Genomic DNA, 15,776 nt, shown 5'->3' on the forward strand with positions numbered 1-15,776 from the left:
GGTCAGGCGATGCCGTACTGGGTCATGAAGGCTGTCATCCGCTCAACGGCGAGGTCTGGCTTGTCGAGCACATTGGCCTGGTCGGCCAGGCGGAAGATGTCAGCGTAGTGCACCGCACCTCGCGCGGACTGCATGCCGGCAGGCATGGTGAAATGGCTCTGGTGGCCATTGAGCCAGGCGAGGAAGACGACGCCGGCCTTGTAGTATTGCGTCGGCGCCTCGAAGATTTTCCGCGACAGCGGCACCGTCGGCTCGATGGTGCCGCGGAAGGTGGCGAGGTCGCCTTTGGCCAGTGCAGCCAAAGCCTTCGATGCCTGCGGCGCGACCGCGTCGAAGATGCCGAGCAAAGCGTGGCTATGCCTCTCGCCATCGCCTTCAATCAGGCCGGCATAGTTGAAATCGTCGCCGGTGAAGCAGATCACGCCTTCGGGCAGGCGGCGGCGCAGTTCGACCTCACAGGACTGGTCGAGCAGCGAGATCTTGATGCCTTCGACCTTGTCTTTGTGGTCGCGGATGATGGCGAGCACCGTGTCGAGTGCGTCCTCGAACCGCGTGCTGCCCCAATAGCCCGCGAGTTCGGCGTCGAACATGTCGCCCAGCCAGTGCAGCACCACCTTGTCCTTGGCCTGGCCAAGGATACGGCCATAAACCTTGTGGTAGTCGTCGGGCAAAGTGGTGACATGGGCAAGCGCGCGGCTGGCCATCATGATCGCGCGGCCACCATGCTTTTCGATGAAGTCGAGCTGTTCCTCATAGGCAGCGATCACGTTGTCGAGCGATCGCGCATCGCGCTTGTCGAGCTGGTCGGTGCCGGCGCCGCAGGCGAGGTCGGCGCCCGGAACCGTGCGTGCCTCAGCTAGCGAGCGCCGGATCAGCTCCTGCGCACCGGCCCAGTCGAGCCCCATGCCGCGCTGCGAGGTGTCCATCGCCTCGGCGATCCTGAAGCCGAGCGACCAGAGATGATGGCGGAAGGCCATCGTCGCATCCCAGTCGATGGCCGGGCTGGTCCAAGGGGTGGCGTCGGCCCACGGGTCGGAGACGACATGGGCCGCCGCATAGGCGATGCGGTTGAAAACAGGTGCGGCTTCAGGCCGTTCTGTCGGCGTGCCGACAAGGGCGTAGGTCTCGATGGAGCGGTCCGCCCGCGGAAGTTTCACTGCCTTGGCCATGGGTTCCTCCCCTGATCGGCTGAATCTCGTAATTTAGATCGTTCCAAATTTCAAGTTGGAATTTTGGGACCCCGAGCGGTTGTGCGGATCGACTTGCCGGTGATGCGGGGCGTCGAAGCGGTTGAACGCTATTCAAGTGTAGTAAATCGTTTGAAATGTCGAATTGTGTACGATTTTGGCGTTTCGGTGGCCGTGCACCTGTCGTGCGCTCTTTGTGAAAACGGCAGCGTCCGGGTTCTTCAATGCTTGACAGTTTGGAACGTTCCAATTATTGGACTCGGAAATGGGAGCCAAAAAACGCTCCCCCGGGAGGATCGGTTTGAAGCAGGCGAAGGTGACAGTTGTCGATGTTGCGCGCGCCGCCGGCGTGTCGAAGTCGACCGTCTCGCTCGTCCTCCAGGGCAGCTCCCTGGTGAACGAGGTGACGCGCGCCAGGGTCGGCGCCGTCATTCGCGAACTCGGCTACGTCTACAACCGCGGTGCCGCCAATCTCAGGCAGTCGAAATCGAAGATCGTCGGCATCGTCGTCAACGATCTGACCAACAGCTTCTTTGCCGAGCTGGCCGTCGGCATGGATATGGTGGTGCAGTCGGCCGGCTATATCCAGTTCATGGCCAACACGTCGGAAAATGCCGACCGCCAGGGCGAGGTGATCGCCTCGATGCGCGAACACGGCATGGCCGGGCTGATCCTGTCGCCGGCGCGCGGCACGACCGCCGCCGACCTCCGGCCGCTTGTCGACAGCGGTATCCCGGTGGTGCTGGTGGCGCGCAACGTGCCGGGCCTCAAGGTTTCCTCCGTCGTATCCGACGGTCATGCAGGTGCTGCAGCTGCCGTGCGGCATCTGATCGAACTCGGCCACCGCCGCATCGCCTTCCTCGGTGGGTTCAGTGACACGGCTGTCTTCGACGAACGCATGCGCGGGTTCCGCGATGCGCTGCTGGAAGCCGGTCTCGATGCCTCGGACGAATTGGTGATCAGCTCGGCGCCGTCGCGCGCGGGCGGCGTGGCGGCGGTCGAGCGGCTGCTGTCGATGGCCGAACGGCCGACGGCGGCATTGTGCTTCAACGATGCGGTAGCGTTTGGCGCCTGCGACGGGCTGCGCAGCGCCCGCATCGAGCCGGGCGTCGACTTCGGCGTGATCGGCTTCGACGACGTGATCGAGGCAAAGACGGCGGTGCCGGCGCTGACTACCGTTTCGGTCGATCCGCAAGGCATGGGCCGGCGGGCAGCACAATTGCTGCTGAAACAGATCAATGCCGGCGATTTCGACGCCGAGGCGCTTGTGGCGACGGTGCGGCTGGTGGTGCGCGAGAGCTGCGGTGCGCCGCAACGGGTTAGGGAGCTTACAGCATGACACGCTGGGGTCTGATCGGGGCGAGCACCATCGCCAAGGAATGGGTCGTCGGCGCCATCCGCGCGACCGGCGGCGAGGTCGTCTCGGTGATGAGCACCAACGCCGAACGCGGTCGCGCCTATGCCGAAGCGAATGGTATCGCCAAGTCGGTGACCTCGCTCGACGGCATCGTCGGCGATCCTGGCATCGACGCGGTCTATATCTCGACCACCAACGAACTGCACCTGGAACAGGCAATTGCTGCGGCAAAGGCCGGCAAGCACGTGCTGTGCGAGAAGCCGCTGGCGCTGACGCTCAACGACGCGTTGGCGATGGTGAAGGCCGCGCGCGAGGCCGGCGTGGTGATGGGCACCAACCACCACCTGCGCAACGCGGCGAGCCATCGTGCGATGCGCGATGCGATTGCTGCGGGCCGTATCGGCAAGCCGCTCGCCGCACGCGTTTTCCACGCTGTCTACCTGCCGCCGCACCTGCAGGGCTGGCGCCTCGACAAGCCGCAGGCCGGCGGTGGCGTTATCCTCGACATCACCGTGCACGATGCCGATACGCTGCGCTTCGTGCTGAACGACGATCCGGTCGAGGCAACCGCCTTCAGCCAGACGGGCGGCATGGGGCAGGCGGGGCTGGAGGACGCCGTGATGGGCGTGCTGCGCTTCAAGTCGGGTCTGGTCGCCCAGTTCCATGACGCCTTCACCACCAAGTTCGCCGAAACCGGTTTCGAGGTACACGGCACCGAGGGATCGCTGATCGCGCGCAACGTGATGACGCAGAAGCCGGTCGGCTCGGTCGTGCTGCGCCATGCCGAGGGCGAACACGAGCTCAAGCTCGACCAGTACAATCTCTACGAGGCGGGACTGCAGGCGTTCCACGACGCTGTCGCCGGCAAGGGCACGCCCTCGGCGACGGGCGAGGACGGCGTGTGGTCGCTGGCGACCGGACTTGCGGTGGTCAAGTCGGCTGCGACCGGCAAGGCGGTCGCCATCGAGGCGGGGCTCTGACCATGGGCAAGCACATCACCCCAGTTCAGGCCGCAGCACTTATTCCGGACGGCGCTGTTGTCTCGGTATCGTCGTCGAGCGGGCTCGGCTGCCCCGATTTGATGCTGAAGGCGATCGGCGAGCGCTTCGAGGCGACGGGCCATCCGCGCGACCTGACGACGCTGCACCCGATCGCCGCCGGCGACATGAGCGGCATCAAGGGCGTCGACCATATCGCCAAAAAAGGCCTGCTGAAGAAGATCATCGGCGGCTCCTATCCGTCTGGTCCGTCGAGCGCCGAACCGCCGCTGATCTGGCAAATGATCGGCAACGAGGAGGTGGCGGCCTACAACGTTCCCTCGGGCATCATGTTCGACATGCATCGGGAGGCCGCGGCCAAGCGGCCGGGCGTGATGACCAAGGTCGGGCTCGACACCTTCGTCGATCCGGAGCGCCAGGGCTGCGCCATGAATGCGCGCGCCGCGGCCGAACCGCTGGTCAAGAAGATCAGCTTCGAGGGCGAGGACTGGCTGTTCTTCCCGGCGATCAAGCCGCAAGTGGCGATCATCCGCGCGACGACGTCAGACGAGCGCGGCAACCTGACCTACGAGCACGAGGGTGCTTATCTCGGTGGTCTCGACCAGGCGCTCGCCGCGCGCAACAATGGCGGCATCGTCATCGCCCAGGTCAAGCGCATCACCAAGGACGGGTCGCTCAGGCCGCACGATGTGCGCGTGCCCGGCATGCTTGTCGACTACATCGTCGTAGACCCCGAGCAGAAGCAGACGACGCAGACGGCCTACGATCCGGCGATTTCGGGCGAGATCATGCGCCCGCTCGACAGTTTTCGCGTGCCCGAATTCAACATCCAGAAGGTCATCGCGCGCCGCGTGGCGCAGGAGCTGGAAGCCGGCAGCGCCGTCAATCTCGGCTTCGGCATCTCGGCCAACGTGCCGCGCATCCTGCTCGAAGAGGGGCTGCATGGCGAGGTCACCTGGGTGATCGAGCAGGGGGCTGTCGGCGGCGTGCCGCTGCTCGACTTCGCCTTTGGTTGTTCCTCCAATGCCGACGCCTTCATGCCATCGCCCTATCAGTTCACCTATTTCCAGGGTGCGGGCTTCGATGCCTCGCTCTTGTCCTTCCTCGAGATCGACCGCAGCGGCTCGGTCAACGTCTCCAAGCTCAGTTTCCGGCCGCATGTGACGGCCGGTGCCGGCGGCTTCGTGGACATCACGGCGCGGGCGAAAAAGATCGTCTTTTCCGGCATGTTCAATGCCGGTGCCAAGCTCGATATCGCTGGCGGCAAACTGGTGGTGGAGAAGGAAGGTAAGCTCAAGAAGCTGGTCAACGAAGTCGAGCACGTCACCTTCTCCGGTCGTCGCGCTGTCGAGCAGGGCCAGGACATTACTTACGTCACCGAGCGCTGTGTAATGAAGCTGACGCCCGAGGGCGTCGTGCTGACCGAGATCGCGCCGGGCGTCGATCTGCAGGCGCATATCCTCGATCAGTCGGAGTTCCCGCTGATCGTCTCGGACAAGCTCAAGCAGATGGATTCTTCCCTGTTTGCCGAGGCGCCAATCGGGCTGACCCTGCCGCGCAAGGCCGAACGCAGGCTGGAGGGAGTCCATGGCTGACCAGCGCATCAAGGTGGCGTTCGACGGCCCCGTTGCCGTCATCACGGCGGCCCGGCCCGACAAGCTCAATGCCTTCGACATCGACATGCTGAAGGCACTGTCGGCTGCCTGCGACGAGGTCGAGGCCAATGCGGAGATTCGTGTCGCGATCCTCACCGGTGAGGGCAAGGCATTTTCGGCCGGTGGCGACATCAAGGCCTGGGGCGGCATGTCGCCCAACGAGTTCGGCCACGCCTGGGTGCGCTTCGGCCACCGCGTGTTCGAGCGGCTGGCCACGCTGCGCGTTCCATTGATCGCTGCCATCAACGGCCATGCGCTGGGCGGCGGGCTGGAGCTGGCGATAGCCGCCGACATCCGCATCGCCGAACGCCACGTCAAGATCGGCCTGCCGGAGACCGGGCTCGGCATGGTGCCGGGCTGGTCGGGCACGCAGCGGCTGGTGCGGCGCGCCGGCGCGCAGGTGGTGCGGCGCATGGCGCTGGGCGGCGAGGTTTTTTCCGCCGACGAGGCGGCAGTGCTCGGGCTGGTAGACCATGTGGTCGAGACCGGTGAAGCGGTGGCTGCCGCGCGCGACTATGCGGTGCGTATCGCGGCACGCGGCCCGGCGGCAGTCGAGGTCGCAAAACTGATGATCGCGACCGCGAACGACGAAGACAATGGCACCGCCGTCGAGGCGCTGGGCTCGATTCTCGTGGCCAAGACCGGCGACCTCAAGGAGGGGCTCGCGGCCTTCAGCGAGAAACGCGCCGCCAAATTTGCAGGAGAATGGTGATGACGGTCCTGATGCGCCCCAAGCCGCTCGACGGCTTCAAGGTCCGCGAGTTCAAGATGCTGATCGACGGCAAGTGGACCGCCGGCGCCGAAGGCAAGATTCTTGAGCGTTCCAGCCCCGGCCACGGCACCGTTGTTAGCCGCTACGAGGCTGCGACGGCGGTCGACGCGAACCGCGCCATTGCTTCCGCACGGAAAGCTTTCGACGACGGCCATTGGCCGCGCATGACCGGTGCCGAGCGCTCGCGCATCCTGCTCAGGGCCGCCGACATCATTGACGAGCGTGCCGATGAACTGGCCTTCCTCGACTGCATTGAGTCAGGCAAGCCGATCTCGCAGGCCAAGGGCGAACTCGGCGGCGCTGCCGACATCTGGCGCTACGCCGCTGCCCTTGCCCGTGACCTGCATGGCGAAACCTACAACACACTGGGCGACGGCACGCTGGGCGTGGTTCTGCGCGAGGCGATCGGCGTGGTGTCGATCATCACGCCATGGAATTTCCCATTCCTGATCGTCAGCCAGAAGTTGCCCTTCGCGTTGGCGGCCGGCTGTACGGCGGTCGTCAAGCCATCGGAGCTGACGTCTGCTTCGACGCTGGTGCTGGGCGAGATCCTGGGGGCCGCCGGCGTACCCGATGGCGTGGTCAACATCATCGTCGGCACCGGCCCGGAAGCCGGCGCGCCGCTGACCAGCCATCCCGACATCGACATGGTGTCGTTCACCGGCTCGACCGGCATCGGCCGGCTAACCATGGCGAACGCCGCACAAACGCTGAAGAAGGTGTCGCTGGAACTTGGCGGCAAGAACCCGCAGATCGTGTTCCCCGACGCTAATCTCGACGACTTCATCGATGCGGCCGTTTTCGGCGCCTATTTCAACGCCGGCGAATGCTGCAATGCCGGCTCGCGCCTGATCGTCCATCGCGACATCGTCGACGAGGTGACTAGCCGCGTGGCGGCGCTGTCGGCGAAGGTCAAGGTTGGCGATCCGCTGGACCCTTCGACACAGGTTGGTGCTATCATCACGCCGCAACATCTTGCGAAGATCGTCACTTACGTGAAAAGTGCGAGCGACAATGGCGCTGATGTCGCCATCGGCGGTTCTGCCGCCGATCTCGGCCTTGGCCAGTTCATGGAACCGACGATCCTGTCGTCGGTCGCCCCCGACATGGCGGTGGCGCGCGAGGAGGTGTTCGGACCGGTGCTTTCGGTGCTTGCCTTCGAGACCACTGACGAGGCGATCCGCATCGCCAATTCCATCGACTATGGCCTGTCGGCCGGCGTGTGGAGCCGCGACTTCGACACCTGCCTGACGGTCGGCCGCCGTGTGCGGGCCGGCACCGTCTGGATGAACACCTTCATGGATGGCGCTTCGGAACTGCCCTTCGGCGGCTATCGCCAGTCGGGCATCGGCCGCGAGCTCGGCCGCCATGCGGTGGAGGACTACACCGAGACCAAGACGCTCAACATGCATATCGGACCGCGCACCGGCCACTGGATGCCGAAGGAGGCGCGGACCTGAGGAGGAATTCCCCGAGGCGGGGCCAAGGGGAACTTATGTCACGCAATGATGCGTGAGGAACTTGCAACCCGGGAGGAACTGGAATGCGTAAGTTTTTGATGAGTACGGCAGCTGTGGCGGCCCTGTTTGCCGCGCCGATGCCGATGGCACATGCCGAGGAAAGCGTCGAAGTGCTGCATTGGTGGACTTCGGGCGGCGAAGCTGCGGCACTCGACGTGCTGAAGAAAAACCTCGAGGCCCAGGGCGTGACCTGGAAGGACATGCCGGTTGCCGGCGGCGGCGGCGAAGCGGCGATGACCGCGCTGCGTGCTCGCGTCACCGCGGGCGATCCGCCCACCGCCGTGCAGGCGCTTGGCTTCGACATCACCGACTGGGCCAACCAGGGCGTGGTCGGCGATCTCGGCGAAGTGGCCGACAAGGAAGGCTGGGACAAGGTCGTCCCGGCAGCGCTGCAGAACTTCGCCAAGCATGACGGCAAGTGGATCGCAGCACCCGTCAACGTGCACTCGACCAACTGGGTCTGGATCTCCAAGAAGGCGCTCGACGCCGCCGGCGGCAAGGCGCCCGAGACCTGGGACGAACTCATCGCGGTGCTCGACAAGATGCAGGCCAACGGCATCACCCCGCTCGGCCATGGCGGCCAGGCCTGGCAGGATGCCACCATCTTCGACGCCGTCGTGCTGTCGCTCGGCACCGATTTCTACAAGTCGTCGATGATCGACCTCGACCCGGCGGCGCTCGGCGGCGACAAGATGGTCGAAGCCTTCGACCGCATGACCAAGCTCAAGGGCTATGTCGACAAGGACTTCTCTGGCCGCGACTGGAATCTTGCCTCGGCGATGGTCATCGAGGGCAAGGCCGGCATGCAGATGATGGGCGACTGGGCCAAGGGCGAGTTCCTGAAGGCTAACCAGAAGCCGGGCACCGACTTCGTCTGCATCCGCTTCCCCGGCACGCAGGGCGCCGTCACCTTCAACTCGGACATGTTCATGATGTTCAAGGTCGGCGACGACAAGAAGAAGGCGCAGCTTCAGATGGCCGCCGACATCGAGGACCCGGCTTTCCAGTCGTCGTTCAACGTGGTCAAGGGTTCGGTGCCGGCACGCACCGACGTGCCTGACACCGCTTTCGACGATTGCGGCAAGAAAGGCATCAAGGATCTGGCGGAAGCCAGCTCCGCCGGCAAGCTGTTCGGCTCCATGGCCCATGGCTACGCCGCACCTGCAGCGGTCAAGAACGCGCTCTATGACGTCGTCACTCGCCACTTCAACGGCGAGCTCGACTCCAAGGCTGCCGCCAAGGCGCTGGCCGAAGCGGTTGCCGCTGCAAAAGGCTGATCGCCTGCTTTCGTGCCCCGGCTTCGGCCGGGGCACATCCTGACCTGACAACCCAGAGGCTGGACCCATGGCCGATCTCACCACGACCGCACCCCGCGCGGTAACGAACCCGCGCGCGACGTTGCAGGACCTGCTGCCGAAGATCGTGCTGGCGCCGAGCTTCGCGTTGATCCTGATCTTCGTCTACGGTTTCATTGTCTTCACGGGCTTCCTGTCGTTTTCCGGCTCGAAGCTTTTGCCCGATTTTTCGACCTGGGTCGGCCTGAACAACTATGTCAGGCTGTTCAACCATCCCAACTGGATCACGGCGCTGAAGAACCTCGCCATCTTCTCGGTGCTGTACATCGTCGTCTGCAGCTTCATCGGGCTGGCGCTGGCGATCTTCCTCGACCAGAAGATCCGGGGCGAAGGCTTCCTGCGGCCGATCTATCTCTACCCGATGGCGCTTTCCTTCATCGTCACCGGCGTCGCCTGGAAGTGGTTCCTCGATCCCGGCATCGGCCTTGAGCACGTGATGCAGTCATGGGGCTGGGAGAGCTTCTCGTTCCGCTGGATCAAGGAAGGCCAGATGGCGATCTACACCATCGTCATCGCTGCGGTCTGGCAGTCGTCCGGCTTCGTCATGGCAATGTTCCTCGCCGGCCTGCGCGGCGTCGACAACGAGATCATCAAGGCGGCCCAGATCGACGGCGCCTCGACGCTGACGATCTATCGCCGAATCATCATTCCACTGATGCGGCCGGTGTTCCTGTCGGCCTTTGTCGTGCTCGCCCACCTTGCCATCAAGTCTTACGACCTTGTGGTGGCGATGACCGACGGCGGGCCAGGCACCGCGACGTGGACGCCTGCGCTGTTCATGCAGAAGTTCACCTTCGGCCGCAACGAAATGGGCATGGGCGCGGCGTCCGCGATCATCATGATGATGATGATCTTCGCCATCATCGTGCCCTATCTGTACTCCGAGCTCGGGGGGAAGAAGAAATGAGCGCCGCTTCCCAGGACGTCGCCACGCGCAACAGCATCTTCGTCCGCGCCATCATCTATGTCGTGCTGATCCTTTTTGCGATCTACTACCTCTTGCCGCTCTACGTCATGGTGGTGAACTCGCTGAAGCCGCTGGACGAAATCCGCCAGGGCAACATGCTGGCGCTGCCCAAGCAATGGACCATCGCGCCATGGCTGTCGGCCTGGTCGACCGCGCAGATCGGCGTTCAGCCGGTTGGACTGAAGCCCTACTTCATCAATTCTGTGCTGATGGTCGTGCCGGCGGTTGCGCTCTCGACCATCCTCGGCGCGCTCAACGGCTATGTGCTGACCAAGTGGCGCTTCAAGGGCGACAACATCGTCTTCGGCCTGATGCTGCTAGCCTGCTTCATCCCGTTCCAGATCGTGCTGATCCCCTCGGCCCGCATCCTCGGCCTGACAGGCCTTGCCGGCACCATCACCGGGCTGGTGCTGATCCACGCCATCTATGGCCTCGGCTTCACCACGCTGTTCTTCCGCAACTATTACGAGGCGTTCCCGACCGAGCTGGTCAGGGCGGCGCAGATCGACGGCGCCAGCTTCTTCCAGATATTCCGGCGCATCCTTTTGCCGTCGTCGGGTCCGATCATCGTCGTCACCGTCATCTGGCAGTTCACCAACATCTGGAACGACTTCCTGTTCGGCTCGTCGTTCTCGGGCTTCAATTCCATCCCGCTGACAGTGGCGCTGAACAATCTGGTCAACTCGTCGACCGGCGTGAAGGAATACAACGTGCATTTCGCCGGCGCGATCCTCGCCGCCCTGCCCACCCTCATCGTCTACATCGTCTCCGGACGCTACTTCGTGCGCGGCCTGATGGCCGGCGCGGTCAAGGGGTAAGCCCATGTCGTTTCTCAAGATCAGCAATCTCTACAAGAACTACGGCCAGGTAGAGATCCTCAAGGACATCAATATCGAGATCGACAAGGGCGGTTTCCTGGTGCTCGTCGGGCCGTCGGGCTGCGGCAAGTCCACGCTGCTCAACACCATCGCCGGGCTCGAGCCGATCACCTCGGGCGAGATCGCTATCAACGGCAAGTCGGTGGCCGGTCTGCATCCGTCCAAGCGCGACATCGCCATGGTGTTCCAGTCCTATGCGCTCTACCCGAACATGACGGTGGCAGGGAACATCGCGTTCGGCATGGAAATCCGCGGCGTGCCCAAGGACGAGCGCGACAAGGCAATCAAGCAGGTGTCCGACATCCTGCAGATCGGCCACCTGCTCGACCGCAAGCCGAGCCAGCTTTCCGGCGGCCAGCGCCAGCGTGTGGCCATGGGCCGGGCGCTGGTGCGCGATCCGCAGGTGTTCCTGTTCGACGAACCGCTGTCGAACCTCGACGCCAAGCTGCGCGTCGACATGCGCACCGAGATCAAGCGCCTGCACCAGCGCATGAAGACGACCATCGTCTATGTCACCCACGACCAGATCGAGGCGATGACGCTTGCCTCCAAGATCGCGGTGCTGAAGGACGGTATCCTGCAGCAGTTCGGCACGCCGGCCGAAATCTACAACAGCCCGGCCAACATGTTCGTCGCCGACTTCATGGGCTCGCCGGCGATGAACCTGCTCAATTGCCGTCTCGAAGGTGGGGCGGGCAGCAGCCTTAGCGTCATCCTCGATCGCCCTGGCGACCAGCCGCTGGCGCTGCCGATCAAGCTGGCCAATGGCGCGCTCGGCGCTTACGCGGGCAAGGAGATCATCTTCGGTGTGCGCCCGGAAGCGCTGACCGACCCCGACGGTGCCGACCGAAACGCCAAGTCGATCGCCGAGGGCGAATGCCTGATCGAGGTGGTCGAGCCGGCAGGCTCCGACACCTTTGCCGTCACCAAGCTCGGCGGCAAGGAAGTGGTGGCGCGCCTGCGTGCCGATGCGGCGATCCATGCCGGCCAGAAGACCAAGCTTGCCTTCAATCTCGACAAGGCGGTGTTCTTCGACCCCAAGAGCCAGCTGCGCATCGCCTGACATGTCCGGACAGCCTGACATCGTCATCATCGGTTCGGGGGTCGGAGGGGCGACGGTTGCCGCCGGGCTCGCCGCGACCGGGGCCGAAATCCTGATACTCGAAGCCGGCGGCCATATCGAGGACCGGCCGGAGAACCGCGACCAGCGCGCCATCTTCCAGCGCGGGCACTTCCGGCCCGACGAGACCTGGTACGAGGCCGACGGCACCGGCTTCAACCCCGGCAACTACTACAATGTCGGCGGCAATTCGAAATTCTACGGCGCCGTGCTGACGCGCTATCGCCGCGAGGACTTTGCCGAGATGCAGCATCTCGACGGTGTGTCGCCGGCATGGCCGATTGCCTATGAGGAGCTGGAGCCGTGGTACGGCCTGGCCGAAGAGCTCTACCAGGTGCGCGGCGCGCTAGGCGAAGACCCGACCGAGCCGGTGCATTCGAAGCCCTATGGGTTGAAGCCGGTCGCCGACGAGCCGGCGATCTCCAAGGTGCGGGCGCGCCTCAAGGCCAAGGGCGTGCATCCCTTCTCGCTGCCGCTCGGTGTCGACATCGAGCGCTGGTTGGCCAAGGGCAAGACGCCGTGGGACGCGCACCCCAACAGTTTTGACGGAAAGATGGACGCCGAGACGACGGCGCTGGCGGCGGCACTGAAGCATGACAACGTCAAGCTCCAAACCGGGTCGCGGGTGACGCGGCTGGAGAGCGGCCCGGACGGCCGGATCGTCGCTGTTCACTATGTCAGCAACGGTGAGGCCGCCGTACTGAAGCCCAAGCTGGTGATCCTGTCTGCGGGTGCGGTGCAGTCGGCGGTGCTGCTGCTGCGCTCGGCCAACGACAGCAATCCGACCGGGCTCGCCAACCGCTCCGACCAGGTCGGCCGCAACTTCATGAACCACAATTCGACGGCGGTGATCGCCATGAGCCCGTGGTTCCGCAACGACTCGATCTACCAGAAGACCTTCGGCTTCAACGATTTCTACCTCTCCGACGGCGAGGGCGGGCCGCCGTTGGGCAATGTGCAACTGCTCGGACGCATCTCGGGAACGATCCTGAAGGGTGCGATGCCTTCGGTGCCGGAGTGGCTGCTCGACCGGGTGACCGCGCATTCGATCGACTTCTACGCCATGAGCGAGGACCTGCCGTCGCCCGAAAGCCGCATCATGGTCGATGGCGACCGCATCGTGCTGAAATGGGTGCGCAGCAACTGGGAGGCGCATGAGCGGCTGGTGGCCAAGCTCAAGCAGGTGCTGCGCAGTGCCGGATTTCCAATCGTGGTCTCTCGCGCCTTCGACAAGCGCACGCCGTCGCACCAGTGCGGCACGGTGCGCATCGGCAACGACTCTGCGCAGGCGCCGCTCGACGTCTTTTGCCGTGCCTTCGATCATCCGAACCTGTTTGTCGTCGACGCCGGCTTCCTGCCGACCTCGGCGGCGGTCAATCCGGCGCTGACGATCGCGGCGCAGGCGCTGCGCGTCGCCGACCATATTGCCAGGAAGGATCTCGCGGCATGAGGATCCAGGCGAAACCCGTGGCGCTGGTGACCGGCGCGCGCCGCGGCATCGGGTTGGCGGTGGCCAAGGCGCTGGCCGAAGCCGGTTTCGATCTTGCCATCACCGACCGGGAAGAGGATCAGGCCGCGGTGGAGGCCGTATCCGGCCTTGAAAAGCACGGCGCCAAGGTTCTGTTCGCCGTCTCCGATCTCGCTGCGATCGACGGCCATGCAGCGACGGTCGAAAAGATCGCCGATCATTTCGGGCGGCTCGACTGCCTGGTCAACAATGCCGGCATCGCGTCCAAGGTGCGCGGCGATTTCCTCGAGCTTTCGCCCGAGAATTTCGATGCCATCATGGCGGTCAATTTGCGCGGCACGGTGTTCTTCACGCAAGCGGTACTGCGCGCCATGCTGGCCATGTCGCAGCCGAGCCAGCGGCGATCGATCATCAACATCACCTCGATCTCGGCCGAGATGACCTCGCCGGAAAGGCTCGACTACTGCATGTCGAAAGCCGGGCTCTCCGCCTTTACGCAAGGGCTGACGCTCCGGCTGGCGAGCTCCGGCATCGACGTGTTCGAGATCCGGCCCGGCATCATACGCTCCGACATGACGGCCAAGGTCCAGGAAAAATACGACCGGCTGATCGGCGACGGGCTTGTGCCGATCAAACGCTGGGGCGAGCCGGACGATATCGGCCGCATCGCGGCAGCCCTTGCCAGCGGCAGCTTCGGCTTCGCCACGGGCACCATCATCAAGGCCGACGGCGCATTGTCCGTCGCGCGTCTCTGAGAGTTTTCGGGATGAGCTACGACTACATCATCACTGGTGCCGGCCCGGCCGGCTGCGTGCTCGCCAATCGGCTGAGCGAGGACCCTGAAGTGCGTGTGCTGCTGCTGGAAGCCGGCGGCGGCGACTGGAACCCGCTGTTCCACATGCCGGCAGGCTTTGCCAAGATGACCAAGGGCGTGGCGAGCTGGGGCTGGGAGACAGTGCCGCAGAAGCACATGAAGAACCGCGTGCTGCGCTATACCCAGGCCAAGGTGATCGGCGGCGGCTCCAGCATCAACGCCCAACTCTACACGCGCGGCAACGCCGTCGACTACGATCTCTGGGCGAGCGAGGACGGCTGCACCGGCTGGGACTATCGCTCGGTGCTGCCCTATTTCAAGCGCTGCGAGGACAACCAGCGCTTTGCCGACGACTACCATTCCTATGGCGGGCCGCTGGGCGTGTCGATGCCGTCGGCGGCGCTGCCGATCTGCGACGCCTATATCCGCGCCGGGCAGGAATTGGGCATTCCCTACAACCACGACTTCAACGGCCGCCAGCAAGCCGGCGTCGGCTTCTACCAGCTGACCCAGCGCAACAAGCGCCGCTCTTCGGCCTCCATGGCCTATCTCGCGCCGATCAAGGATCGGCGCAACCTGACCGTTCGGATGAGTGCCCAGGTCAGCCGCATCGTGGTGGAGAAGGGCAGGGCGGTTGGCGTCGAGATCGCCAACGGCAGCAGCACCGAAATCATCCGCGCCGAGCGCGAGGTCCTGGTGTCCTCGGGCGCCATCGGCTCGCCCAAACTGCTTCTGCAGTCGGGCATCGGCCCCGCCGATCATTTGAAGAGCGTCGGCGTGCCGGTCATGCACGACCTCAAGGGCGTCGGCGAGAACATGCAGGATCACCTCGACCTGTTCGTGATCTCCGAATGCACCGGCGATCACACCTACGACAACGTCGCCAAGCTGCACCGCACGCTGTGGGCGGGGCTGCAATATGTGCTGTTCCGTACCGGGCCGGTGACATCAAGCCTCTTCGAGACGGGCGGGTTCTGGTATGCCGATCCCGATGCGCGCTCGCCCGATATCCAGTTCCACCTTGGGCTCGGCTCGGGCATCGAGGCGGGCGTGGCGCGTCTCAAGAATGCGGGGGTGACGCTGAATTCAGCCTATCTGCATCCGCGTTCACGCGGCACGGTGAGGCTGGCTTCGAACGATCCGGCGGCCGCTCCCCTGATCGACCCGAACTACTGGGCCGATCCGCACGACCGCAAGATGTCGATCGAAGGCCTCAGGGTCGCGCGTGAGATCATGCAGCAGGCCGCACTCAAGCCCTTCGTGCTGGCCGAGCGGTTGCCGGGGCCGAGTGTCGTGACTGAGGAACAGTTGTTCAACTATGGTTGCGCCAATGCCAAGACCGATCATCACCCTGTCGGCACCTGCAAGATGGGCACCGATGACATGGCCGTGGTCGACCTCGAGCTCAAGGTGCGGGGCATCGAGGGCCTTCGCGTCTGTGACAGCTCGGTGATGCCGCGCGTGCCGTCCTGCAACACCAACGGGCCGACGATCATGGTGGGTGAGAAGGGTGCGGACATCATCCGCAACCGCGAGCCCTTGCCGGCCGCGATCTTCACCCACGAGCGCAACGATGCGCGGCCGCGGGCGCGGGCCGAGGTGAGATAGCCGGCTCCACGGCGCACGATGAGTACCGGACCGCTGCGCTACCTGGAAGCGCGGACGCAGCAAGGGCCGGCGGGCAA

Annotated in this window: 13 protein-coding genes; 12 read left to right on the forward strand and 1 reads right to left on the reverse strand. The window is 64.5% G+C overall.

Annotation, left to right across the window (positions count from 1 at the left end; translation table 11 throughout):
• Positions 1-2 precede the first annotated feature (2 nt).
• Positions 3-1,169 (reverse strand): dihydrodipicolinate synthase family protein, encoded by a 1,167-nt coding sequence (locus O1Y97_RS09195; RefSeq protein WP_318763808.1) that lies wholly within the window; start codon positions 1,167-1,169, stop codon positions 3-5.
• Between the two features lie 283 nt (positions 1,170-1,452).
• On the opposite strand from O1Y97_RS09195, the gene O1Y97_RS09200 reads away from it, so the two are divergent.
• From O1Y97_RS09200 to O1Y97_RS09255, 12 genes are all read left to right on the forward strand, one after another.
• On the forward strand, positions 1,453-2,526 hold the full coding sequence (locus tag O1Y97_RS09200; RefSeq protein WP_404801260.1) for a LacI family DNA-binding transcriptional regulator: 1,074 nt from the start codon (positions 1,453-1,455) through the stop codon (positions 2,524-2,526).
• Positions 2,523-3,524, forward strand: a complete 1,002-nt coding sequence (locus O1Y97_RS09205) for a Gfo/Idh/MocA family protein (protein WP_318763810.1) — start codon at positions 2,523-2,525, stop codon at positions 3,522-3,524. Before O1Y97_RS09200 ends, O1Y97_RS09205 begins: the two co-directional genes overlap by 4 nt.
• A 2-nt stretch (positions 3,525-3,526) precedes the next feature.
• Entirely contained in the window at positions 3,527-5,137 is a 1,611-nt protein-coding gene (locus tag O1Y97_RS09210) for an acyl CoA:acetate/3-ketoacid CoA transferase (RefSeq protein ID WP_318763811.1), read from the forward strand.
• Complete coding sequence (locus tag O1Y97_RS09215) at positions 5,130-5,909, forward strand: enoyl-CoA hydratase/isomerase family protein (RefSeq protein ID WP_318763812.1); 780 nt, start codon at positions 5,130-5,132, stop codon at positions 5,907-5,909. Before O1Y97_RS09210 ends, O1Y97_RS09215 begins: the two co-directional genes overlap by 8 nt.
• On the forward strand, positions 5,909-7,429 hold the full coding sequence (locus tag O1Y97_RS09220; RefSeq protein WP_318763813.1) for an aldehyde dehydrogenase family protein: 1,521 nt from the start codon (positions 5,909-5,911) through the stop codon (positions 7,427-7,429). The genes O1Y97_RS09215 and O1Y97_RS09220 overlap by 1 nt, the downstream gene beginning before the upstream one ends.
• Positions 7,430-7,512: 83 nt before the next feature.
• On the forward strand, positions 7,513-8,766 hold the full coding sequence (locus O1Y97_RS09225) for an ABC transporter substrate-binding protein (RefSeq protein WP_318763814.1): 1,254 nt from the start codon (positions 7,513-7,515) through the stop codon (positions 8,764-8,766).
• Between the two features lie 67 nt (positions 8,767-8,833).
• Positions 8,834-9,751, forward strand: coding sequence for a carbohydrate ABC transporter permease (locus tag O1Y97_RS09230; RefSeq protein WP_108607064.1), 918 nt, complete (start codon positions 8,834-8,836; stop codon positions 9,749-9,751).
• Complete coding sequence (locus O1Y97_RS09235) at positions 9,748-10,629, forward strand: carbohydrate ABC transporter permease (RefSeq protein ID WP_108607065.1); 882 nt, start codon at positions 9,748-9,750, stop codon at positions 10,627-10,629. The genes O1Y97_RS09230 and O1Y97_RS09235 overlap by 4 nt, the downstream gene beginning before the upstream one ends.
• A gap of 4 nt (positions 10,630-10,633) precedes the next feature.
• Entirely contained in the window at positions 10,634-11,752 is a 1,119-nt protein-coding gene (locus O1Y97_RS09240) for an ABC transporter ATP-binding protein (protein WP_108607066.1), read from the forward strand.
• 1 nt (position 11,753) lies between these two features.
• A complete protein-coding gene (locus O1Y97_RS09245; RefSeq protein ID WP_318763815.1) occupies positions 11,754-13,259 on the forward strand; it encodes a GMC oxidoreductase in 1,506 nt (501 codons plus the stop codon).
• A complete protein-coding gene (locus O1Y97_RS09250) occupies positions 13,256-14,032 on the forward strand; it encodes a 3-ketoacyl-ACP reductase (RefSeq protein WP_318763816.1) in 777 nt (258 codons plus the stop codon). Before O1Y97_RS09245 ends, O1Y97_RS09250 begins: the two co-directional genes overlap by 4 nt.
• Positions 14,033-14,043: 11 nt before the next feature.
• Positions 14,044-15,699: a GMC family oxidoreductase gene (locus O1Y97_RS09255; RefSeq protein WP_318763817.1), complete on the forward strand. Its 1,656-nt coding sequence runs from the start codon at positions 14,044-14,046 to the stop codon at positions 15,697-15,699.
• Positions 15,700-15,776 lie beyond the last annotated feature (77 nt).

Source organism: Aminobacter niigataensis (assembly GCF_946995915.1).
Taxonomy (GTDB): domain Bacteria; phylum Pseudomonadota; class Alphaproteobacteria; order Rhizobiales; family Rhizobiaceae; genus Aminobacter; species Aminobacter niigataensis.